A 22,536-nucleotide genomic window follows, 5' to 3' on the forward strand; every position below is an offset into this window, starting at 1 on the left:
AGTTTGCCACGTTAAATTTTATTATGCTAGAGGCCTTATTTTAAGTATTGGTCACTTATGGTTTCTATAAATTTAAAATGTACTTTATTCGCTCCGCCTGAAAAGGTGGCGGCTGTATTGCTGGAACATGCCTGTTTAGAGCGCTTTTTTAATGCTCAATTTTCACAATTAAAACCCCATAATAAAGGTGAAATGAAAGGTGGGGCAGGTTCCATAAGGCAAGTTAAAACGCCGCTTGTTGCTTTTAATGAACAAATTATACATGCCAGCAGTAATCATATTTGTTACCGCATAATGGGTAATAAGCCGGTGGAGAATCATCAAGGAGACATATATTTAACTCCCATTGAGTATGAAGGTAATACAGCTACAGCGCTTAGGTATTGTATCGCCTTTAGGCCACCATGGTGGATGCCGGGTAGCTTAATAAAGTTACTTGTTAAACATGATATATCGCAAGCACTTAAAAAATTACAGCATTATTTTAAGGCGGCACAGCATGACCATTGAAGTAATTTTACTTGCACTTAGTCCCATTTTTTTAGTATTTGTTAGTGTTGAATTTATTAAATACAGGCGTTTTTACGATATAAAAGACAGCATGGCGAATACGGCCTTGGCGTTATTGCACCAAGGTGCTGATGCGGTTTCTTTAATATTACTGATGTCATTATTTAATTGGTTATATGAATACCGCGTGTTCGATATAGAGCTCTCGGTATTTACTGTTTTGTTTGCCTTTATATTTCAAGACTTTTTGTATTATTGGTTTCATAGGGCGTCGCATAACATTCATTGGTTATGGGCTGCACATGTTGTGCATCATAGCTCTACAAAAATGAATTTTACAACGGCATTTAGGCAAAGCTTAATGTATCCCTTAGCAGGTATGTGGGTATTTTGGTTACCTATGATTTTAGTCGGCTTTGATCCTATAACGGTACTTACAGTTGTTGCGTTAAACTTGGCATATCAGTTTTTTGTGCATACACAAATAGTTAAAAAACTTGGGTGGTTTGAAAGCGTATTCAATACGCCGTCGCATCATCGTGTTCATCACGCTATAAACCGAGAATACTTAGATAAAAATTTTGCAGGCGTACTTATAATCTGGGATAAGTTGTTTGGTACATTTGTTGAAGAAGACTCTAATAAGCCATGTAAGTATGGCATTGTGGGGCAGTTAAATAGTAATAATCCAGTCACAATTACATTTCATCAATGGTGGCATTTAATTAAACAAACTTATATAGCAAAAGGGTTTAAAGCTAAGCTAAGTATTTTATTTGGCTACCCAACTAGTTCGCAGAAAAACAATGATAATGACGTGAGTTATAAAAGTTAAGAGTGGTTATCCACTCTTAACTTTGTTGTCTAAGGAAAGAAACTATTGTGCAGTAGTAATGACTGTATCAATCAAGTGAACCACGCCATTGCTAGTGTATATGTCGGTAGTTGTTACGTTACTACCAGCAACTTGCAATGAAGTTGCAGGTAAGCTTACTTGCCACCAAACATTGCCTACACTTTGGCCATTTTCATCGCCAGGAGCAGTATCGCCTGAGTAGGTGTATAATGGACGACCTAGATATGCAACCTGCATAGTGCTATCTGCACGAGCAATAAGTGATAAACCCGGTATGTTTTCAATAGAGTCCGCTGTGCCCAGCACTGGTGGCCACGTTGTAGCACATGTATCTTCACATACGCTCATTGACTCACCTAAGTCGTTGTCAAAAACGTAAAGCGTTTTACCCGCAGTGCTGTCAGCCATGCCTGTTACTAAGCGTGCGTTGTCTGCATCGTATGCAACACTGTCTGTTGCAGCATTGGTGGTACTAGTAAAGTCGACAATGTTTACACTTATCATGTTTTCAGCAAGCGTAGTGACCATTTTACCGTTTGTTGCAAACGCATCTGTACTACCTACTTGAGCACCTAAAACGTGCTGCGTTAATACGCCGGTTAATGCATCTGTATCAGCGAGTAGCGCGTTTAAGGTATCCGTTGGGATTTTACTAAATGCGGCGTTTGTTGGAGCAAATACGGTGAACGATTTTGTCGTATCATTAAACGTATCAACTAAGTCAGCAGCTTGTAAGGCTGTCACTAATGTTGAAAGTGCGTCTGTTTCTGTTGCAACAGTAGCAATTGTTTTGGTAGGTGTGCCTACTTCGGCTGGTGGCATAATGACCTTATTGAGTACATGAATTACACCATTATCGGCTGTTACATTTGCCGCAGTGACGGCAGGGTCGTTGATAAACAGTGCGCTATCTACGTATGATAGGGCGGCCATATCGCCATTTGCCATTTCCACTTTATTATTTTCGCTATTTGCAATGGTGACTGCTGCGTCAGATAAAACGCTTGCATCAGCAACTACATGGTAAAGTAAAATATCGCGAAGTGTATCAGTGTCTGCAAGTAGTGCATCAATAGTGTCTTGGCCAAGCGCTGCAAAAGCGTCATCGGTAGGAGCAAATACTGTAAATGTATTGGTAGGATCAGCAACTAAAGTGTCTAACCCTGTAGCACCTAGTGCGGCAATCAGTGTTGTAAAGTTACCATTATCGCTGGCAACATCAGCAATTGTACCAAAGCTTTCAGGCAGTGTTACATCAGCCACAATAACTGAATCGATTACATGAATTACCCCATTAGTTGTAGCAATGTCTTTAACCACAATATTGGCACCACCAAACATTAACATGTCTGTTTCGGCATTAATTGTAATTGGAAGAGCGTTACCTAACAGCGTTTCTGCAGATTGACCATTTAATGACATAGCAGTTACCGAATCAACCGCGCCAGTCAAAACATGTTGCTTTAAAATGTCGCCAAGTACATCTGGGTTTGCTAAAAGCGTATTGATCATTTTGCTACCAACGGCTTCAAAGGCCGCGTCGGTGGGTGCAAAAACAGTGAACTGTGCTGATTCATCGCTTAATGCTGCTGTTAAACCCGCAGCGTCTAATGCAGCAAGTAACGTGGTGAATCCACCAGCCTGTTGAGCTGTTTCGACGATATTGGAAGTTGGTGCTGTTTCAGCAGTGGCGATAGGCATAAGTACTGCATCAATTACATGGATGATGCCGTTGTCAGTTGCAATGTCAGTCATGGTTACTGTGCTTGTGTTTATTAACAAGCTATCGCCATTTAACGATAAAGCGACTTTGCCGCCGTTTACAGTGTCAACCGTTGTACCGGCAAGACCAATTGCTGCTTCAGCGTTAACGCTACCTGAAACTACGTGATAAGTAAGTATTGAACTAAGTGTATCTGTATCTGCTAGCAATCCGTTTATTGTGTCTTCGCCAAGTAGCGCAAAGGCATCATCGGTAGGAGCGAAAACAGTAAATTCTTGACTTGTGTCGGCAAGAGTATCGTCTAAACCTGTTGCCTCTAATGCTGCAACTAAAGTGGTAAAGTTACCCGCGTCTCTTGCTACATCAACAATGGTTAAAGATGATTCGGGCTCAACTTGTACAGGGGTGTTATCGTCATCATCGTCATTACAGCCTTGTGCTAGCAACAAGGGAAATGTAATGAGGCATACCTTCAGTAATTTGTTCATGACCTGATCCTTCTGTGTGAGATGTAATTAACAATCTCGTAACGTTACGGGCGTTTTTTTACAATGGATCAGGTTTTTTGGGTGTTTTTTGAACGTTTGCATCTGTGGAGTTTGTTAGGGATTAAACTATTTATCGCTTTTTACTACGTGGCGCCCCTAATAAAATAAATATATGACAAGCACATACAGATAAAAAAGCACTAATACCCAGTGCTCCACCATAATTATTAATTTTAGGAACTAAATATTCAAATAAGATCGCAAAAATCATTGCTGCACTGGTTATTGTATACACACCAAAACGCTTTGGCGCACTCATACCAATAAACGTACCACCAAAAAAAATGGCACTATAAAGCTCGGGTTGTAAGTTAAAATAATAAAAAAAATAGTAAGCAATTATAGATAAGCCGGAAGAGACGCTAACAGGGCTAAAAGGTTTATGTTTAGCAAGTAAAAATGTAAGTAAAGCGCCGCAAAATGCAATGGCAGGGTATTCTATTGTCATAAAAAAGAACCTTTAGCTAGAGCAAATACAGTAACGCTTACAAATGCAATACTTCCTAATTTCCCCCCAAAGCCAGAAAATAAATTTAAAGTAAGTACATACAAACATGCGCCTATGAGTGAAATAAACCCCAGTTCCCAGTAGCTGCTAATTAAACTCGACGAGCACATGCCAGCAAAACTCCCTGCATAGATAGCAGCGCTCGGGTGGTTTTTAAATAACTGAGAAAAAGGAATAAATGAGCCCGCAAGCCCTACTGAGGATGCAGCAATAACTGCAGGTATATTAAATACAGAGTGCAATACAAAGCACAGTAAGCAGCCAATAAAAAAAGCGATGAATTTTACGAGGAAGAATTTAAGCATAGGGCGCTTAGTTTAAAGTAACTCGGGAATGTTTAAAAGCAGTGCTTACTATTGCGAGTGAATAGTTAAAAAAATCAAATAAAGCTACCGTAAGGTTTAAATATGCTCAAAAGAAGTGTTTTGTGTAATGTAAATTACAATTTATGTATAATATAGAAAACTTATTAAAGATTAAGAAATAACCAAAGGTAATTTATGTCTAATTGTTTGCATTTGGCAATTCCGGCCGGCGACTTAGAAGTAGCTAAAACATTTTATTGTGACGTACTCGGTTGTAAAACCGGTAATAGTGAAGAGGGTCGTTGGGTCGACATCGACTTTTGGGGTAACGAACTTACATTACACCAAAGCGTTGAACGATTACCTACTGTTCGCCATGATGTAGATATGGGGGCGGTTGCGGTTCCTCATTTTGGCATTCACTTATCTGAAGATGAATTTAACAATTTAAAAAAACGTATAGAAGATGCTGGCTTAGAATACCTAGATAAGCCATATCGTCGATTCATTGGCGATGAATTTGAGCAAGAAACATTTTTTATCGAAGATACTAATGGCAATGTGCTCGAAATGAAAACCATGGTTAACCCCGAGGTTTTATTTAAAAAAGTATAACTTTTATAAAAAGCCACTTTTCAGTGGTTTTTTTATGTGAAAAATTTGACGATTTTATAAATCGACTAACGTAAGCGGTGTTGCTTTTCTTTTTAGTTTTTCATGGTACATAGCAGCATCGCCAGCTTTTAAAAGGTCATCAATGTTTTTAGGTGGGTCACTAAATACAGCACTACCAACACTCGCTTTTATGGCTAATTGTTCAGTATTATGATCAATAAAGAGTTTGGCTAATTCTGTTTTTAAAAAATGAACTTTTGGACTTACCTGAGCCTTAGTATAAAAGTGCGCTAGCACTACAAACTCATCACCTCCTAAACGTCCTATGGCATCGTTACTGCGCACAATAGCTTTTAAATGGTGAGCAACTTTACACAGTGCTTGGTCTCCAACGGCGTGACCGTGAGTGTCATTTATTTGTTTAAAGTCATCTAAATCTATATAAATTAAACAGAGCACACCGCCACTTTTTATATGATGTTCTATTAAATCTGCCGATTTTTTGCACCACCCTCTGCGGTTTAGAATACCGCAAAGGTGATCATAATCGGCTTCGGTTTCGGCGCGTTTTTTTGCAATCCTCATCCGACTAATACGCCTTGAAACCGCCACGGCGAGTAAAAATGACTCTACAGCAAAAGCTATAATTAACCCGTAGCGACGCATAAATGGACTTTCGTCTATTAATAATATTCTAAAAATCATACTGACAAATACAAAGCTTAAAGCAATAAACACCAGTGTTGCTTCACGAATGCCTTTGCGTGCTTGTAAAGCGGAAAGCACAAAAACACACCCTACAATACAAAGCGTTACATAGCCTGTAGCTTTACTTGAAAGAGCCCATACTTGAGGGGTTTTAAACAGTATTTGTAAAACGCTAAATAGCATGACAACTGCAGCTAAACACTTTAAGGCAGTATCTACTTTTGGCCAGCTTGTTTTGATTTGTAAAAGAGCGCAAATAAACCATGTCGCGCTTAGAACACATAGGCCAATAAATAAAAGGTATATATTAAATAAACTGCTGCTGTGCTGCGAGGTTAAAAATAAATACAGCTGCCCTTCTTGCATAAGAATAAAGCCACCAATACAAAAAATGTATAAGCTGTAGAGCTTAAATGTATCGTCGTTAAGGCGGCTCCCCAAAATTAATACATACAATATAAGCGTGATACACAAGCCGTAAAACAGCCCTGAAATTAGGTTTTGTTGTTGGCTTTTTTGTATAAATACAGGCATTGGTTGCCACTTAAATACCGGGCGAAACTCGACTGGAGAATACAAAGTTAATAGGGCGGTTGTTGCACCTGAGTCGATAAAATAAGCTGGTTTGTTGTATCTAATTGGATTGTGTATTTCGTCGTTTTGGCGCCACTCAAAGCGTTCAAGGGTAGAGCGGTTAAAGCTAAGAACACCAGCTTGCTGTAACTGGCAATTGACAGCGTATTGAACTCTGCCAGACTGAATTTTTAGTCTTAAAGGCGTCTGTTTATTTAATGTGTTTGCTGAAGTGATTTGTGGACTAATTTGGTTAATTTCACAATGTTGATTTGCAAATGCAGACTTATTAAATAAAAGATTAGAAAAAACAAAGATAACACCTAACAGCAAATACCTTTTTAGTTGCGTTTTAAGAGTGTTAGGTAGGAAAAGTGCATTAAACTTTTTGTAAGCCATAGGCGCAAGATAAAAATACTACATAATTTTATATTAGCAGAGCCCACTCATTTAGCTATTTAATTGAGGTACGACCTCGCTTGGCGTTTTATTAAAGTGGCGCTTAAACTCACGGCTAAACTGCGAGGGGCTGGTGTAACCTACCTTCAATGCGGCCTCATTTGCTTTACTACCGTTGTTTGTAATGAGTTCTTTTGCTTTTGCTAAGCGTACTTTTTTTAAGTATTGCAATGGCGATTCAAAGGTCACTTGTTTAAAGGCACGATGAAACGACGACACACTCATATTTACCTCTTCAGCCAAGCCTTCAACCGTAATTTGATCTGCATAGCTTTTATGCATAGTAGAAAGCGTTCGAGCTATTCGGGCGTAGTGCCCATCGTGCATAGCAAGGCCAATTAAGGTATGACCCTGAGGGCCACAAAGTACACGGTATACCAGCTCTTTTATTATGTCTTGCCCAAAAATTTCGGCCTCTAAAGGGTTATTAAGTGCGCTTAATAAACGATGAGTTACTTGCTCCATAGCACCATCTATTTTTGCTGATTGTACACCGCTCATTTGCCCAGAAGTAAACGGGGTATATTCGCCCATTTGGTTTACTAACTTATGCAATGTTACTGGGTTTATATCAATTACTACGCCCATTACCGGTAGGCCATTATCAGTAAAGGCTTCGCACTCAAGGGGGACGGGTACACCTAAAACCAGGTAGTCGCCAGCACCATATTTTATTTGATGATCAGGGAAATGAATTATTTTATGCCCTTGGCCAACTAAAATAATACCAGAGTTATAAATGAGTGGCTGAGGAGGTGAGCTTTTACTCGCACGATGAAAATAAACACCGGGAATAATCGTTTTCGTTACGCCTTCAAAGTTGAGCAAATCATTTTGTTCGGCGTATTGCTGCAACATACTGGCTATAGTGGGCATTAAAAAACCTTGTGTCGTACAAATTTTGCGTAAAATAACAATGTTGGCAGTATTAGGCAAGCTTTAGGCATTTATTAGGCTTTTTTAATGTTTGTTTTGCCACTAATATGCACTCATTGAAATTTAGTTTAGTGAGTAACTAAGTACTCTACTTAGTATTTAACCGTCACCTAGGAGCAAAATAATGAAATTTAGCTACGTAAATCCAACACTTATTCAGTTCGGCCAACAGCAAATTGCATCACTAACTGATTTGATCGCAAAAGATCAAAAAGTATTAGTCGTTTACGGCGGTGGTTCTATTAAAAAGAATGGCGTGTACGACCAAGTTGTTGCCGCACTTGAAAGTTTTGATTGGGTCGAGTTTTCGGGCGTTGGTGCAAATCCAACTGTTGAGGTACTAGATCAAGCCGTAAACATTTGTAAAGAACAAGATATCGACTTTGTATTAGGTGTAGGCGGCGGCTCTGTAATTGATGGCGTTAAATATGTTGCAGCGGCTGCATTATACGACGGTGAAGGCTGGGATATATTAACGGGTAAATACAAAATCACAAAAGCTCTACCTCTGGGGGCTGTACTTACGTTACCTGCAACGGGCTCTGAATCAAATCAGAACTCAGTTGTTAGTAAAGAAGCAACACAACAAAAACTACCGTTTGCATCACCTGAAGTACTGCCTAAATTTGCGATTATGGACCCAGATGTAATGAAAACATTACCGCAGCGCCAACTTGTAAACGGGTTAGTTGATGCGTGGGTACATACCTGTGAACAATACTTAACTTTCCCACAAAATGCGTTAGTTCAAGAAGGTTACGCAGAGGCACTTTTAAGAACGCTTAAAACGCTGGGCGATAACTTTGAAAACCAAGACGATGCATGGCGTGCAAACTTAATGTGGGCTGCAAACCAAGCACTTAATGGTTTAATTGGTTCAGGCGTTTCACAAGATTGGGCAACACACATGATTGGGCACGAGCTTACAGCCGCTTACGGTGTTGATCATGCACGTTCACTTGCTATTGTTCAGCCTTCTTTATTACGTAACCAATTTGCAGTTAAAAAAGCGAAGCTAGAGCAAATGGGTAAAAACGTATTTGGCTTAGCGCAATCTGATGATTTAGCAGAGCAAACAATTCAAGCAATTGAGGCGTTTTACCACAGCTTAGATGTAGCTACACAGCTAACTGAACATGGCGATGATAAAGCTGCAGCAATTGATAATATTATTGCTAAGCTTGAAGCACACGGTATGCTAGCACTAGGTGAAAACCAGGCGATTACACTTAAACAAAGCCGTGAAATTTTAGAGCAAGCAGTTGCTTAAGCACTTATAAGTATTATAAAACTAAAAGCCGCTAACTTTTATGTTAGCGGCTTTTTTTGTACTAAAAATCTTTAGTCTTTAGCAGAAAAGGTAAGTGAATAACTGTACTGTTTTTGCTCTAGTAAATACTCTTTATGGGTACTTGGGCTCCACGAGTCATCGCCGCCAACCCCCATATGTTGATGGTCAATATGTACATGTAAGCAATCACCAGCTACTAGCTCATTGGTGTGCTTTGCTTGCGTTAACATGCTTTGTGAGTACTCACTGGCTGCAAATAAAAACGCACCAGTAACGGTTAAGTTATTAATGCTAAGTAATTGGCAATCACTACGCACGCCGTTATCGGTTGGAAATATATACGGTGTATGCAGTTCATTATGTTGCGCGCTGTAATAACCTAAACGCGCAGCCGCTTTGCGGTCTGGGTAGTTTTCAAATGGGCCTAAACCAAGCCAGTTTACTTGTGTATCGCTTTGTTTATTAAGCGTTGTACTTAATCCTATGCGTGGCATAGGTGGCAAAGTATCGTTTAGTTGTACATCAACATTTAAGCTAATTTCACCGGTATTATTAAGTGTATAAAGCCAAGTTGTTTTTGCTTGTACTGCGCCATTAAATTCATAACTAAATACACATTTAATACGTATATCTACTTTTGATTGCACTACTTCAAACGAGCGACATGTACGCTGCCACTGCCCAATACCCGCTCTTAGCCAGCGCGCTTCCCATGCATTAGGATCTAGGTTATCTACTTCGCTTACGCCTATGTCGTTATCAAGCGGGGCGCGGTAAAAATTATCAACCAATGGGCTTTTAATAACTTGGGTTTGATTGTGTAGCCATTGCTCAACAAGGCCTGATTGCCTATTAAACACAAGTTTAAAGGTGCCGCCTTCAATACTAAGCTGTGTGTCGGTTTCACTAATATTTACAGTGCCATGTGCTGAGGCGTTTGCTAAAGCAGGCGAAAATGCATCAGCGCTTAAACTTTGGCAATTTATAAGCTTAAATTGCTCGGTGTTTAATACATGATCGGCACATGCAAAGCTTGAGTCGTTAATTAGTGCTACATCTAAATTAAGGTGATATTGCGCACCTGCTTTAAACACCGTTTTTGTATTAATAGTTAGCGTTTGCGTGCTTTGCGGAGCAATATTAATCACTTGCTCGCCTTGCTCTACACATTTGCCATTTTCTATTAACTGCCAAACCAGTTTTTCGTTATCGGTGTGCCTAAATACATAATCACTAAATACATCAACGGTGAATTGGTTTTGAGTTTGCTCTCGCAGCGTAAATTGTAAATGTTGCTGGCTGTATTTAGCTTCAAACAGGCTTGGGTGCGGTGTACGGTCTGGGAATAATAAGCCGTTAATACAAAATTGGCGGTCGTTTAGTTCATCACCAAAGTCGCCACCGTAAGCCCAATAATGCTTTCCGTTTTCATCAGTTTTAGATAAACCTTGATCTACCCAGTCCCAAATAAAGCCGCCTTGCAAACGCGGGTATTCTCTAAATGCTTGCCAGTAATCGTCAAAGCTACCTAGGCTGTTACCCATTGCATGGGCGTACTCACATAAAATGAGTGGACGCGTTTCGCCCGGTAGGCTTAACCACTTTTTAATAGAGTATTTAGGTACGGCGTCGTCGGCAATATGGGTATCTACACGGGCGTACATTGGGCAAATAATGTCGGTAGCGGTAGTATTTGCGCCGCCACCTTCATATTGCACTGGGCGCGATGGATCAAAGCTTTTTGACCAGCCGTACATAGCATCGTGGTTTGCACCGTGCCCGCACTCATTACCTAGTGACCAAATAATAATAGAGGCGTGGTTTTTATCGCGCTCAACCATTTGTGTATAACGCGACATAAATGCGCCAGCCCACTGCGGATCGCTTGCAAGCCTACCCATTGGGAACATGCCGTGAGTTTCTATATTGGCTTCGTCTACTACGTATAAACCTAGCTCGTCACACAGCTCGTAAAAACGAGGGTGGTTAGGGTAGTGAGCGGTACGTACAGCATTAAAGTTATTTTGCTTCATCAGCTTAATATCTTCAATCATGTCGGCAGTACTCACCGTGTGGCCGTTTTCTGGGTGATGCTCGTGGCGATTAACACCGCGAATAAGCAGCGGTTTGCCGTTTAAGCAAAGCTGCCCGTTGAGCATTTCTACTTTTCTAAAGCCAATGTTGTAGGCTTCTGCGTCTATAGTATTGCCTTGCTCATCTAGTAAGCTTACAACGCAGCGGTATAAGGTTGGGGTTTCGGCGGTCCATTTTTTAGGGCTTTGTATTGCGATTGTTTGAAATACGACATCGCTCCAACCGCCTTTTTCATCAACGCGCTTATTGTTAGTGCTTTGTATGTGTGGCTCACACAGTGCCTGTTCGCCATCAAAAACCTGTACTGCGACTTGGTAGTTATTTGGCGCATCTATTGCGGTTTTTATATGCAAAGTGGCATCGCGGTAGCAGGCGTCTAAATCTGGGGTTATAAATACATCGCGTATTTGGTGTTGTGGTTTGGTAAGTAAATTAACATCGCGGAATATACCGCTTAACCACCACATGTCTTGATCTTCTAGGTAACTGCCATCGCTCCAGCGAATAACCATAACCGCAATGCGGTTGGTGCCAGCCACTAACAGTTTGCTTAAATCAAATTCGCTTGGTAAGCGGCTATCCTGTGAGTAGCCCACCCATTGACCGTTACACCAAAGGTGAAACGCCGAGTTAACGCCTTCAAAAATAATATGGTTTCGCTGAGCTAATTGCTCCGCCGTAATAGTAAACTCTGTGCGGTAGCAACCTGTTGGGTTATCGCTTGGTACAAATGGCGGGTTTACGGCAAAGGGATATTTAACATTACAATAAATAGGTTTATCAAAGCCGTGTAATTGCCAGTTAGAAGGCACAGGAATACTTTGCCAGTCGCTGGCGAGTGCCTCACTTAGTAATGACTCATCAACCGCTTCGGGTTTATCAAATAATTTAAAATCCCACTGACCGTTTAAACTTTGTTTTTGTGATTGTGTGTTGCTACGGGCATGGTCAACGCTTTTAAAACCATTAAGTGGGCTGTGTGCTTTTACTTGATTAACTTGCACCGAAATAGGGTTTTCCCAATCGCGACGGTTAATTATGTGCTGTAGTGAGTTCATAAGTGTCCTATTGCATGTGTGGCAATTATAGTGGCTTAAATATAGCTAAAATAATGCCTTGAGGTTATGCTTAAAGCTCTCTTTTATTTATCCAAAACTATCATTTTAAATTATGCGCAACACTATTAAAGATGTACTCGATATTGGCCCAGAGTGTATAGAGCGGTTTATTGATTTAAACACGCTTTCGCAAATGCCAAGCCTTGAAATAGAGCTGGCAGGTTGCTCAAATTTATTGGGCGATTATTGTGTTGCACGTACCAACCCGCTTGAACACACTCTGTTTTATACTTTGGGTGGTCAGGGCACGCTAAAAACCATTAATAACCAATATCCACTAATCGAAAATAGCTTAGCTATATTGCCAGCACGGCAAAGTTTTGAGGTTGAAATAGCAAGCGAAAACTGGGATGTGATTTGGCTAAACCTTGCAAATACTAAGCGTTGGCAACATTTAAATTTAGCGCAGGCTAAAGTATTAACTAACCAGCAATTAGCGCCATTACATTTAGCGATGGAGCTTTTATACAGCGAGGCAAACGCTACTTTGCGCGAAGGCGTCATGCCTATTTTAAGCCATTACTTAAATACTACGCTTCAAAGCGAGCCGCAAATAGGCGGGCAAAACAGATTAACCAGCTTGTTTTTAGAGGTAGAAGAACGCCTGCAATTTGATTGGACAATAGAGGCTATGTGCGAACAAGTACATTACTCAGCACCGCATTTACACAGGTTATGCCAAGCGCAATTTGGTAAAAGCCCAATGCAGCAACTGATTTATTTACGAATTAAACGGGCCAAAAACTTGTTACTAAATACTCGCTGGCCTGTTGCCCATATTGCCGCTTATGTGGGGTATCCTAATATATTTAATTTTTCTAAACGGTTTAAAAAATCAGTGGGCGTGTCACCAAGTGAATTTAGAAAATAACGTGGGCGGCTCTCTACATTTGAATAAATTTAAGGTATTGTGCGGTTTCTTAAATTGCATTTTATAGTTTTAGGTAATGGATGCGCTCAAACTACTTTTTAGTCGTGATACTTCTTGTGCTTGTACACAGCTTTATTAGCTGTGATGCTGCCGCGTATCATTTACAAGAAGAAGTCGATCATGCTTCGCACGTTCAGTCTGTGGCCGATACAAACGATAAAGACGCGCAACCACCTGCCGAAATTCATGCCCATCAGCATTGCCACTGTGGTTACTACAGTACGATAAATCATTCAATAAGCCCTGAACAAAGCCAAGCCACAAACAATGCTTGTTACAATGGTTTAAATTACCCACCAGATGTTCCGCCACCCAATTTTTATAGCTAGTTTTTAATTTTAAACACTTTGTATATAACTGCCTGCGCCTGTGCGCTACAAGGCTAATTATGTACATATTTAGGTTGCTTAATCGCGCATATTTTTAAAACAAGTGTAGTGATTAAGCCAGCTCTGTTTGTTAAAACGGATATGCTATATGAATAAAAAACCACTTATGCTGGTAGCGCTACTGTGTGCATTACCAATACTGAACGCTTTGGCAAAAAGCGAGCCTCAAAACGTATTAACGCTAAAGCAAGCGCTTAAAAATACTGAGCAGCAAAACTTACAGCTTAAACGCTACCCGTACCATCAAAAAATATTAACCGCGCTTAAAAGCCAAGCCGCGCTTTCACCTAACCCTGAGCTGAGCTTTGAAGCTGAAAACTTTTTAGGAACTCATGGCTCTCATGCGTTTTCGGGGGCGCAGTACACGCTGGCTTTAAGCCAGTTAATTGAGCTTGGCGATAAACGCCAAAATCGTATTAATTACGCTACTGCAAATATAAAAGCGCAAACAATTGAGTATAAAAATACTCGGTTAGCACTTTTAGCAACCACCGCTGAGCGTTATTACCAAGTACTAAAATTTCAGGCGTTAATTGCACTAAACAGTGAGCGTAAAAACACTGTTAAGCAGGCACTGAACGCAATTGAAAAACGCGCTAAAGCCGGTGCGGTCTCAAGTGCTGATGTAACCCGCATGCGTTATGCATTAAGCCAAGTCGATTTAAATACGGCCATGCTACAAAGTGAGTTTGAGCGCTCTCGCTTAGCACTCAATGAGCTTTGGCAAGAGGTGAAAGTGAGTGATTACTATGCGGGCGATTTATCACAAATAGCAGCTATTAAAAGTGAGGCGGCGTTACTTGATATGGTAAATGCAGCGCCTGAATTTGCACTGCTACAGCAGCAATATATGCAAAAAACGGCTAATTTAGCGCTGCAACGCTCCAGCGGTCAAAGCGATTTGACCTTTGGTGGTGGTGTGCGATATAACCAGCAAACTGATGCCAGCTCGTTGGTTTTTTCGTTTTCAATGCCGCTGCAATTAAGTAATGCTAATGGCGGGAATATTGAGGCTGCGCAGCATCAGCTTACGCTACTTAATGAGCAACAAGGGCAATTACGTATACAGTTACGTAAGCAAATACGCACGCTCTATGCGTATTACCAAGGTAAAGCGGCGCAAGCGCAGCTTTTAACACTGCAGGTTATTCCACAAGCGCAAACGCTTATAAAACAAAGTTTAAAAAGCTATCAACAAGGACAAATATCGGTATTGCAATTACTCGACGCACAGCAAGCTTTATTTGATTCTAAACGCGCACTTATCACAACGCATAGCGAGCTATACCAAGTGCTCCTTACCCTTGAGCGTTTAACTGGCCAACCTTTAATTGAGACTCATCAATCATGAATAAAACTCTTATCGCATTATTAATTACGCAATTACTTACACTCCCATTTTTGAGTAGCATGGCTATGGCATCTGACGACAATCACGAAGAAAGTCATGGTGACAGCCACGAACAAGGCCATAAAGACGAACACACACAAAAAGGCCCGCATGGCGGCTTTTTACTAACCAATAACACGCTTAATTTAGAGCTTAAATTAACCCAGTTTGCCGGTAATACTGAGCTGCGAATATATGGGTTTAATAACGGTAAAGCTGTTGATATAAACCAGTTAGCGGTAACCATAAACGTGCAGCGTTTAGGTGAAGAGCCACAACTTATTCGCTTTAAAGCTGAAGATGACTATTTAGTAAGTACCGTGAGCGTAAACGAGCCGCATTCTTTTAAGCTTGATGTAATGGCTCGCTATAAAGGCGCTGAAATAAATTATCATTATGAGCAAGAAGAAGGGCGCACAACGCTAAGCGAGAAAGCAGTTGAACGCGCTGGTATTAAAACTGACATTGCAAAAGCAGGTAGCGTTGAGCTAACCGATACTTTATTTGGTGTTATAGCACCCACTGCGCAGAGCACCGTTGAAGTAATGGCGCCTTATATCGGCTTAGTTAACGATATTTTTGTAAGCATTGGTCAAAACGTTAAAAAAGGCGATAAGCTTGCCAGCGTAACTAACCGCGAAACCCTACAAAATTACACCATAAAAAGCCCAATTACAGGCGTTATTACCGAGCAATATTTAAAGCGCGGCGAGCTTGCCAGTAGCGCGCTAATGCAAATAGTAAACCTTGAAACCGTATGGGTTGAGCTGTCTGCCTTTCCCGATAACATTGAAAAGCTTGCCATAGGGCAAAGCGCTACAGTGTATGACTTACATCATCATTTAAATGCCCAAGGTGAGGTGTTTTACATAGCCCCAATGATGAGTGGTGGGCACATTGCACGTGCGCGAATCGAGCTTAAAAACCCTGATGGCCATTGGCGACCAGGTATGCATGTTAATAGCGACATTAGTACTGCAAAAGTAGATGCGGCTGTACGCGTCAAAGCGATTGCTATTCAAGAATTTAACGGCAAACCTAGCGTGTTTATAAAAAGTGGCAATGTGTTTGAAGTACGCCCAGTAAAACTCGGTGCTAAAAACAGCGAATGGGTAGAAGTGCTCGAAGGACTTTCGCCAAACAGTGAGTACGTAACTGAGAATAGTTATGTAATTAAAGCCGATATTTTAAAAAGCGGCGCAAGTCACTCTCACTAGGAGGCAACATGATTAACTGGATAGTTTCGTTTGCGGTTAAGCGCCGCATGATGGTGCTTGCACTCACACTTTTATTTGCTGTGTTTGGCGTATACAACACACAAAATTTAGCCGTTGATGCCGTACCCGATATAACTAATGTGCAAGTGCAAATAAATACCAAAGCGCCGGGTTTTACCCCGCTTGAAGCCGAACAGCGTATTACGTATTTAATTGAAACTGCAATGGCGGGTATTCCTAGGCTTGATTACACCCGCTCAATTTCGCGTTATGGGCTTTCGCAAGTTACCGTTATTTTTAATGAAGGCACCGATATTTACTGGGCGCGCCAGCAAATATCAGAGCGCATACAAAGTATTAGATCAGATTTACCAGCCAATATTGAACCAAACTTAGGGCCAATTGCCAGCGGGCTAGGGGAGATTTTTACTTACTCTGTGCATGCAAATAACGGTGCATTAAAAGACGATGGTACGCCATATAACGCAGAAGATTTACGCACCCTGCAAGATTGGGTTATTCGCCCGCAGCTATTAAAAGTAAAAGGCGTAACCGAAATAAACAGCCAAGGGGGTTTTGAGCGCCAATATCAAGTAGCGCCCATGCCCGAAAAGCTATTGGCTTATAAGCTCACACTAAGTGATGTAATTACGGCACTTAAATTAAATAATAGTAACCAAGGTGCAGGGTTTATAGAGCGTTTTGACGGGCAATATTTAGTGCGCTCACCAGGGCAATTAAAAACCATTGATGATATAGCCAATACCGTGGTTGCTAAGCGCGATGATGCACCAGTACGCATTAAAGATGTAGCAAATGTGCGTCTAGGTAAAGAGCTCAGAACCGGCGCTGCTACTTATAACGGTAAAGAAACCGTGCTCGGCACCGCCATGATGCTCATTGGTGAAAACAGCCGCGTAGTGGCAAAAGCCATGGCTGAAAAACTTAAAGATGTACAACTTAGCCTACCAGCAGGTGTAGTGGTTGAGCCTGTGTACGACAGAACAACCCTAGTTGATAAAACCATAGACACTGTAAAAACGAACCTGTTCGAAGGGGCTGTGCTAGTTATTGTTATTTTACTGCTGTTATTAGGTAATGTAACCGGTGCGCTTATTACGGCCATGGTTATTCCGCTTAGTATGTTATTTGCCATTACCGGTATGGTAGGTAATAGAGTGTCGGGTAACTTAATGAGTCTAGGCGCAATCGATTTTGGTTTAATTGTTGATGGCGCAGTAATAGTAGTTGAAAACTGCTTAAGGCAACTTGGCCTTGCACAACATAAGCATGGCAGGCTACTTACACTAAGCGAGCGTTTAAATGTGGTAACCGCCGCCACTAAAGAAGTGTTCAGCCCAGCAGTATTTGGCATTTTAATTATTATGCTGGTGTATTTACCGCTGTTTGCACTAAGCGGGGTTGAAGGGAAAATGTTTCAGCCAATGGCATTTACTGTTGTTGCTGCATTAGTGGGGGCACTTATTTTTGCCGTTACCTTTGTACCTGCTGCTATTGCAGTATGTGTGCGAGGAAAGGTAAGCGAGAGCGAAAATGCGGTTATGCGCGGTATTAAAAAAGGTTATAAACCGCTACTTGGTTTATCGCTAAAACTACCGTGGGTTGTGGTTAGTATTGCGGCTGTGCTTTTAATTGCGCTTGGCTTTAAAGTTAAAAATATGGGGGCTGAGTTTTTACCGCAGCTTGATGAGGGCGATATAGCTATGCATGCGCTGCGCATTACCGGCACCGGTATTGAGCAATCGGTAAAAATGCAAAAAGAGCTAGAGCAAGCCATTTTAGCTAAGCCTGAGGTGGCTAATGTATTTTCAAAAATTGGTACGCCCGATGTAGCAAACGATCCTATGCCACCTAACGTTGCCGACACCTTTTTAATGTTAAAACCGCGCGAGCAATGGCCTAACCCTACTTTATCTAAAGAAGAACTGGTTAAGCAAATTCGCCATTTGGTAAATGAAGTACCAGGTAACAACTATGAGTTTACCCAACCAATAGAAATGCGCTTTAACGAGTTAATAGCTGGCGTGCGGGCCGATGTGGCAGTGCGTATTTACGGCGATGATTTATCAACATTAAAACAGTATGGCGAAAAAGCCACAGCCTTGGTGCAAAGCATTACTGGCGCAACCGATGTACGCCTTGAGCAAATGGAAGGCCTGCCTACGCTTTCGGTTACGCCGCTTCGCGATCACATGGCGTTGCTAGGTTTAACCGTAACCGATATACAGCAAAGTGTAAGTGCTGCTATAGGTGGTGTGCAAACTGGGCTAATTTATGAAGGCGATAAACGCTTTTCGTTATTAGTGCGTTTAGATGAGCGTTGGTCTAGCGATATAACACAGCTTGCACGTTTACCTGTTGCTGTACCAAAAAGTGCTAACCCCGACCTTGCATTTGTACCGCTTGGCGAGGTGGCAAATATTAGTATTGATAAAGGGCCTAATCAAATAAACCGCGAAAGCGGTAAGCGTAATGTTGTAGTAACTGCAAACGTAGAGGGGCGCGATTTAGCAAGCTTTGTAAGCGATGCGCAAACAGCTTTAAATTCAGACCTTAATTTACCTAGTGGTTATTGGATTGAATACGGCGGCACGTTTGAACAGCTAGAATCAGCAAGTAAGCGGCTATCGCTGGTGGTGCCAGTTACTTTATTGCTTATATTTGGACTGCTTTACAGCGCGTTTAATTCACTTCGTGATTCGTTAATTATATTTAGCGGCGTACCACTTGCGCTTAGTGGTGGTGTGCTTGCGTTGCTTTTACGTGATATGCCGTTATCAATATCTGCAGGTGTGGGGTTTATCGCGCTAAGTGGTGTAGCGGTATTAAATGGCGTGGTTATGCTGTCGTTTATTAAGCAGTTAAGAGCCGATGGACTTAGTTTGATAGATGCAATACAAATCGGTGCGCTTTCGCGTCTGCGACCAGTACTTATGACGGCTTTAGTGGCGAGTTTAGGGTTTATTCCTATGGCGCTAAATACAGGCACCGGCGCTGAGCTACAAAGGCCGCTGGCAACGGTTGTGGTTGGTGGGATTATTTCATCAACTCTACTAACGCTATTAATATTGCCTGCGCTTTATAAATTAGTGCATGCAAAATTTACTAGGCATCAAGCTGCTTAGCTAATTGCATCTTGTTAAGTAATGTAAAAAGCAGCTGTAATTACAGCTGCTTTTTTGTTGTTAGGTAAACATTGCAGATTAATTATATTGAAACAGATTATCCCAGCGCTCATCCAAAATAGTTTTTGCATGATTTAAATTTATTGCGCTATACACATTGTTAGTGCAGGTTACTAAACGCATTCGAGTGAGCTTTTCAAGCGCATCGCTAATTTCAAAGTCGAGTTCGCATTTATACTCTGATTTAAACCATGCCTCTATTTGCTCATCAAGGATTTGTGCGCTCAGGCCACTTTCTGATTTTAGTAAAAATGTATAGGCCAGCAGGGCTTCTTTTACGTCTTCTTCTTCGGCGGCGTCAATAAGAGTGTGAAAAACACCGGCGTTGTTATCGAGGTTTTTAAAGTAAAGATTATCGCTTAGCGCTTTCATAAATTTAATTTTACGGTTTTTAAATTTACTCCATTCTTTAAAAATAAAGCTACCAAATACTCCCATGCCAATAGCAAAGGTAATAAAGTGTTGCTGGGTCATTTCTACGGCTTCACTTCTAAAGCCGCCCCAAAAAGCAATCAAAGCAAACAATAATAAAATTGATGCGCCTAGCTTTGTAATTAATACTACAGCACCACCCACTAAAGCAGACGAGCCAATAATCACTTTATCTATAGGGCGCATGCGTACTTCGCTATTAGGAAATAGCATTTCAAGATCGGCTTTGGGTACATTTTGAAATAGCTTAACTATGGTCGAGCTTGGCTCAAACCCTAAAGGCGCTTTATTCTTAGCCTCAAAGTAGGCTTTATCTTTAAAACGAATAAACACCGCAACGCGGTCGTAATTGGTAAAGTGTAGCGGCTTTTTACGTAGGCCCCAAAAGCTGGTTATTGTTTCAGTAAGTTGTGATTCGCCACGGCGATAAAAAACAACTTCTTCAAAGTCGTCAAACTCCACCTCAAGGCGCACTTTAAATAATGACTCCTCATTTAAAGCATCTTGTAAATCTTCGTTGGTAATGACTTCAAAATTAGCGGCATTTAAAACCTTTGCAAAATCTTTTGCAAATTTGCGTTGGCACTGCGCTTTTTGGTCGCTTGATACAGGTGCTAAAGAGCGTGTATCGCTATTAGGATCAAAGGGCGCATAGTTATTTTTTAGCGACTCAAGCGTTTCGTGATAATCGTAATGAATAATGCTAGCAAGTAGGTCACAAAACTGTTTAAACGAGGTTTTTTGTGTATTACTGTCAAGTTCATTGCTACACATTTCAATAATATCTTGCTTACGAAAGGGGATAAAACGCGCATTTTGCATAAATTTTTAACTGCTTTGGTAGGTATTTAACTGCATTGGCACATAATAAAATATTCTTATAAATATTGCTATTTTGTTAACACTATTGCTAAGTGATTGTTTATTGCTTTTTAAAGCGTGTTTCAGGTTGTATTAACTTAGCAGTGTCAATATAAGTACGTAAACACAGGGCAATGGGCAATTAGCAGGAGCGACTTATGGCTTTACAAAAAAAGCTAAAACAAAAAACACGTAATTTTATAGAGTCAAAGCATATGCTCAGCGGCATTACGATTGCGTCGTTTTTAGAGTCGACAATTGTTCCCATTCCACTTGAGGCTGTAATGGTGCCACTTATGCAGGCACAGCGAGAAAAGCTGTGGCTGATTGCACTAATGGCAACGCTGGGTTGTGTTGTGGGGGCATTATTTGGCTATGCCCTTGGTTATTATTTATTTGATGCTGTTGGCGATTGGGTGATCAGCGCTTTTTCAAGCCCAGAACAGTTCGAAAATGTTAAACAAAAAATGCACAACCAAGGTTTTTGGTTTGTTATTACCTTAGGAATAGTACCCATCCCATTTCAAATAGCGATGCTTGCTGCGGGCGCTACCAAGTACTCTCTTGGGTTATTTTTATTGGCCAGCGCAATTGCGCGTTCAATTCGTTACTTTGGGCTTGCTATTGTTGTGTATTACGCAGGAAACCAAGCTGAACGTATAATAAGTAAACATAAAGTTAAAGCTATGATTAGTTTAACTATTTTAGTTTTACTGGGGTGGGGTATTAGTACCTTACTTTAAGGCTAAATTTCTATCTTGTGTTATAATTCTTAAAGATGATGTATTAGCTCAAGTGTAATCTATTTATATGATGAATGTTGAAACTGTCAGCCTTAAGTTGACCCGCTTTACTCGTATAACGCGGTTGAACAAATTACTTATGTTTGCGCTGCTAGTGTTTATAGTGGTTTTCACTATTTACAACTTCACCTATTTCCCACTGATAGGTGCTAAAAAAAGCATGCCTGGTTTTGCTAGTGAGTTCATAAATCTTATTGTCATAATGACGGTTTTTTGGGTTGTGCAGTGTTCTAAATTAGCTAAAAAAGCATACCAGTATGTCACCATTGGATTAATGCTATGGATAGTTGGAATGACTGCCGATGTGCTTGACGAGCTTGTTGTTCAACCACAATGGGTCACGTTGTACATAAAAGATTTATGTATTTCTGTAGGGGTTGTTATTACTGCTTATGGTTTATTTAAAACTATGTTATTTATGCAAAAAATGCACAATAGACTAGCCCAAGAATTTATAGTTGACGATCTTACTCAAGTTTACAATCGCCGATGTTTTTACGAATACGTTGAAAACGAGACAGACGAATCGTATGCAGTAATTATTATCGATATTGATCATTTTAAATCTATTAACGATACCTTCGGCCACGACAAGGGCGACAAGGTGCTTAAAGCTTTTGCTAGTAAAATAGACGCTCTGTTTGAAGACGGCAATATTTTTGCGCGTATTGGTGGTGAGGAGTTTGCAGGCTACCTACCAAATTGCACTTTAGAACAAATGCAGGCGTTTGCTGAGTCGGTGTTAGCGAGTGCTCGTACTATTGAGGTTACCGACGAGCTTTATACTAGTGCCAGTATAGGGGTAGCTAAACGTTTTAAAAATGAATCATTTGACAGCGTAATGAAACGCGCAGACCAAGCTTTATACAAAGCTAAAAATAGTGGTCGCAACCGATTCGTAATCGCAACAAAGCCGTAAATAGCGGGTCCTTATTGTTTGCACATTTGCTACACTTTTTTACGTTTTCGTAAGTAAATGTCAGCTTAGGTAATACTTTGTAAAGCATGAAATTAAATTAAAATGTAAAGGTCGTAGAGGGGATATTAATAATAAGGAATCCCC

At 40.7% G+C, this 22,536-nt stretch carries 18 protein-coding genes; 11 read left to right on the forward strand and 7 right to left on the reverse strand.

The window, feature by feature from the left end; genetic code table 11:
- Positions 1-57: 57 nt before the first annotated feature.
- Positions 58-510 carry an SRPBCC family protein gene (locus AC27JL_RS01650; RefSeq protein ID WP_487194646.1) on the forward strand — a complete coding sequence of 151 codons (453 nt, stop codon included), beginning with the start codon at positions 58-60 and terminating at the stop codon, positions 508-510.
- Positions 500-1,345: a sterol desaturase family protein gene (locus AC27JL_RS01655; RefSeq protein WP_487194647.1), complete on the forward strand. Its 846-nt coding sequence runs from the start codon at positions 500-502 to the stop codon at positions 1,343-1,345. Before AC27JL_RS01650 ends, AC27JL_RS01655 begins: the two co-directional genes overlap by 11 nt.
- A gap of 42 nt (positions 1,346-1,387) precedes the next feature.
- On the opposite strand, the gene AC27JL_RS01660 is transcribed toward AC27JL_RS01655, so the two are convergent.
- The 3 genes from AC27JL_RS01660 to AC27JL_RS01670 form a co-directional block, all read right to left on the reverse strand.
- Positions 1,388-3,577 carry a fasciclin domain-containing protein gene (locus tag AC27JL_RS01660; protein WP_487194648.1) on the reverse strand — a complete coding sequence of 730 codons (2,190 nt, stop codon included), beginning with the start codon at positions 3,575-3,577 and terminating at the stop codon, positions 1,388-1,390.
- 130 nt (positions 3,578-3,707) lie between these two features.
- A complete protein-coding gene (locus AC27JL_RS01665) occupies positions 3,708-4,085 on the reverse strand; it encodes a hypothetical protein (protein WP_487194649.1) in 378 nt (125 codons plus the stop codon).
- The gene (locus tag AC27JL_RS01670) at positions 4,082-4,450 is read right to left on the reverse strand and encodes a hypothetical protein (RefSeq protein WP_082650897.1); all 369 of its coding nucleotides are present in this window, start codon (positions 4,448-4,450) and stop codon (positions 4,082-4,084) included. Before AC27JL_RS01670 ends, AC27JL_RS01665 begins: the two co-directional genes overlap by 4 nt.
- A gap of 195 nt (positions 4,451-4,645) precedes the next feature.
- Between AC27JL_RS01670 and AC27JL_RS01675 the strand changes: the two genes are divergently transcribed.
- A complete protein-coding gene (locus tag AC27JL_RS01675; protein WP_006791832.1) occupies positions 4,646-5,065 on the forward strand; it encodes a VOC family protein in 420 nt (139 codons plus the stop codon).
- Positions 5,066-5,119: 54 nt separating this feature from the next.
- Here AC27JL_RS01675 and AC27JL_RS01680 read toward each other — a convergent pair whose 3' ends face one another.
- Entirely contained in the window at positions 5,120-6,745 is a 1,626-nt protein-coding gene (locus AC27JL_RS01680) for a sensor domain-containing diguanylate cyclase (protein WP_487194650.1), read from the reverse strand.
- Positions 6,746-6,796: 51 nt separating this feature from the next.
- Positions 6,797-7,681, reverse strand: a complete 885-nt coding sequence (locus AC27JL_RS01685) for an AraC family transcriptional regulator (RefSeq protein WP_487194651.1) — start codon at positions 7,679-7,681, stop codon at positions 6,797-6,799.
- Positions 7,682-7,865: 184 nt separating this feature from the next.
- Between AC27JL_RS01685 and AC27JL_RS01690 the strand changes: the two genes are divergently transcribed.
- A complete protein-coding gene (locus tag AC27JL_RS01690) occupies positions 7,866-9,011 on the forward strand; it encodes an iron-containing alcohol dehydrogenase (RefSeq protein ID WP_487194652.1) in 1,146 nt (381 codons plus the stop codon).
- Between the two features lie 71 nt (positions 9,012-9,082).
- On the opposite strand, the gene AC27JL_RS01695 is transcribed toward AC27JL_RS01690, so the two are convergent.
- The gene (locus AC27JL_RS01695) at positions 9,083-12,184 is read right to left on the reverse strand and encodes a beta-galactosidase (RefSeq protein ID WP_487194653.1); all 3,102 of its coding nucleotides are present in this window, start codon (positions 12,182-12,184) and stop codon (positions 9,083-9,085) included.
- 112 nt (positions 12,185-12,296) lie between these two features.
- Between AC27JL_RS01695 and AC27JL_RS01700 the strand changes: the two genes are divergently transcribed.
- From AC27JL_RS01700 to AC27JL_RS01720, 5 genes are all read left to right on the forward strand, one after another.
- The gene (locus AC27JL_RS01700) at positions 12,297-13,115 is read left to right on the forward strand and encodes a helix-turn-helix domain-containing protein (RefSeq protein WP_487194654.1); all 819 of its coding nucleotides are present in this window, start codon (positions 12,297-12,299) and stop codon (positions 13,113-13,115) included.
- Between the two features lie 80 nt (positions 13,116-13,195).
- Positions 13,196-13,504, forward strand: coding sequence for a hypothetical protein (locus tag AC27JL_RS01705; protein WP_248518565.1), 309 nt, complete (start codon positions 13,196-13,198; stop codon positions 13,502-13,504).
- Positions 13,505-13,652: 148 nt separating this feature from the next.
- Complete coding sequence (locus AC27JL_RS01710; protein ID WP_487194655.1) at positions 13,653-14,915, forward strand: TolC family protein; 1,263 nt, start codon at positions 13,653-13,655, stop codon at positions 14,913-14,915.
- Positions 14,912-16,171 carry an efflux RND transporter periplasmic adaptor subunit gene (locus AC27JL_RS01715; RefSeq protein ID WP_487194656.1) on the forward strand — a complete coding sequence of 420 codons (1,260 nt, stop codon included), beginning with the start codon at positions 14,912-14,914 and terminating at the stop codon, positions 16,169-16,171. Before AC27JL_RS01710 ends, AC27JL_RS01715 begins: the two co-directional genes overlap by 4 nt.
- Before the next feature lie 8 nt (positions 16,172-16,179).
- Complete coding sequence (locus AC27JL_RS01720; RefSeq protein ID WP_487194657.1) at positions 16,180-19,317, forward strand: efflux RND transporter permease subunit; 3,138 nt, start codon at positions 16,180-16,182, stop codon at positions 19,315-19,317.
- 78 nt (positions 19,318-19,395) lie between these two features.
- On the opposite strand, the gene AC27JL_RS01725 is transcribed toward AC27JL_RS01720, so the two are convergent.
- Positions 19,396-20,631 carry a TMEM143 family protein gene (locus tag AC27JL_RS01725; protein ID WP_487194658.1) on the reverse strand — a complete coding sequence of 412 codons (1,236 nt, stop codon included), beginning with the start codon at positions 20,629-20,631 and terminating at the stop codon, positions 19,396-19,398.
- Between the two features lie 197 nt (positions 20,632-20,828).
- Here AC27JL_RS01725 and AC27JL_RS01730 point away from each other — a divergent pair, with 197 nt between their 5' ends.
- Both AC27JL_RS01730 and AC27JL_RS01735 read left to right on the forward strand, forming a co-directional pair.
- Positions 20,829-21,413: a YqaA family protein gene (locus AC27JL_RS01730; RefSeq protein ID WP_006791843.1), complete on the forward strand. Its 585-nt coding sequence runs from the start codon at positions 20,829-20,831 to the stop codon at positions 21,411-21,413.
- A 70-nt stretch (positions 21,414-21,483) separates the two neighbouring features.
- A complete protein-coding gene (locus tag AC27JL_RS01735; protein ID WP_487194850.1) occupies positions 21,484-22,392 on the forward strand; it encodes a GGDEF domain-containing protein in 909 nt (302 codons plus the stop codon).
- The last annotated feature ends 144 nt before the right edge of the window (positions 22,393-22,536 follow it).

The organism is Pseudoalteromonas sp. 4NS20-0020, assembly GCF_057554385.1.

Coding starts and splice junctions, on each gene's coding strand:
- AC27JL_RS01655 (WP_487194647.1), top strand. CDS start 500: ATGACCATTGAAGTAATTTTACTTGCACTTAGTCCCATTTTTTTAGTA.
- AC27JL_RS01720 (WP_487194657.1), top strand. CDS start 16,180: ATGATTAACTGGATAGTTTCGTTTGCGGTTAAGCGCCGCATGATGGTG.
- AC27JL_RS01690 (WP_487194652.1), top strand. CDS start 7,866: ATGAAATTTAGCTACGTAAATCCAACACTTATTCAGTTCGGCCAACAG.
- AC27JL_RS01675 (WP_006791832.1), top strand. CDS start 4,646: ATGTCTAATTGTTTGCATTTGGCAATTCCGGCCGGCGACTTAGAAGTA.
- AC27JL_RS01665 (WP_487194649.1), bottom strand. CDS start 4,085: ATGACAATAGAATACCCTGCCATTGCATTTTGCGGCGCTTTACTTACA.
- AC27JL_RS01715 (WP_487194656.1), top strand. CDS start 14,912: ATGAATAAAACTCTTATCGCATTATTAATTACGCAATTACTTACACTC.
- AC27JL_RS01735 (WP_487194850.1), top strand. CDS start 21,484: ATGAATGTTGAAACTGTCAGCCTTAAGTTGACCCGCTTTACTCGTATA.
- AC27JL_RS01700 (WP_487194654.1), top strand. CDS start 12,297: ATGCGCAACACTATTAAAGATGTACTCGATATTGGCCCAGAGTGTATA.
- AC27JL_RS01685 (WP_487194651.1), bottom strand. CDS start 7,681: ATGCCCACTATAGCCAGTATGTTGCAGCAATACGCCGAACAAAATGAT.
- AC27JL_RS01670 (WP_082650897.1), bottom strand. CDS start 4,450: ATGCTTAAATTCTTCCTCGTAAAATTCATCGCTTTTTTTATTGGCTGC.
- AC27JL_RS01725 (WP_487194658.1), bottom strand. CDS start 20,631: ATGCAAAATGCGCGTTTTATCCCCTTTCGTAAGCAAGATATTATTGAA.
- AC27JL_RS01695 (WP_487194653.1), bottom strand. CDS start 12,184: ATGAACTCACTACAGCACATAATTAACCGTCGCGATTGGGAAAACCCT.
- AC27JL_RS01705 (WP_248518565.1), top strand. CDS start 13,196: ATGCGCTCAAACTACTTTTTAGTCGTGATACTTCTTGTGCTTGTACAC.
- AC27JL_RS01730 (WP_006791843.1), top strand. CDS start 20,829: ATGGCTTTACAAAAAAAGCTAAAACAAAAAACACGTAATTTTATAGAG.
- AC27JL_RS01650 (WP_487194646.1), top strand. CDS start 58: ATGGTTTCTATAAATTTAAAATGTACTTTATTCGCTCCGCCTGAAAAG.
- AC27JL_RS01680 (WP_487194650.1), bottom strand. CDS start 6,745: ATGGCTTACAAAAAGTTTAATGCACTTTTCCTACCTAACACTCTTAAA.
- AC27JL_RS01660 (WP_487194648.1), bottom strand. CDS start 3,577: ATGAACAAATTACTGAAGGTATGCCTCATTACATTTCCCTTGTTGCTA.
- AC27JL_RS01710 (WP_487194655.1), top strand. CDS start 13,653: ATGAATAAAAAACCACTTATGCTGGTAGCGCTACTGTGTGCATTACCA.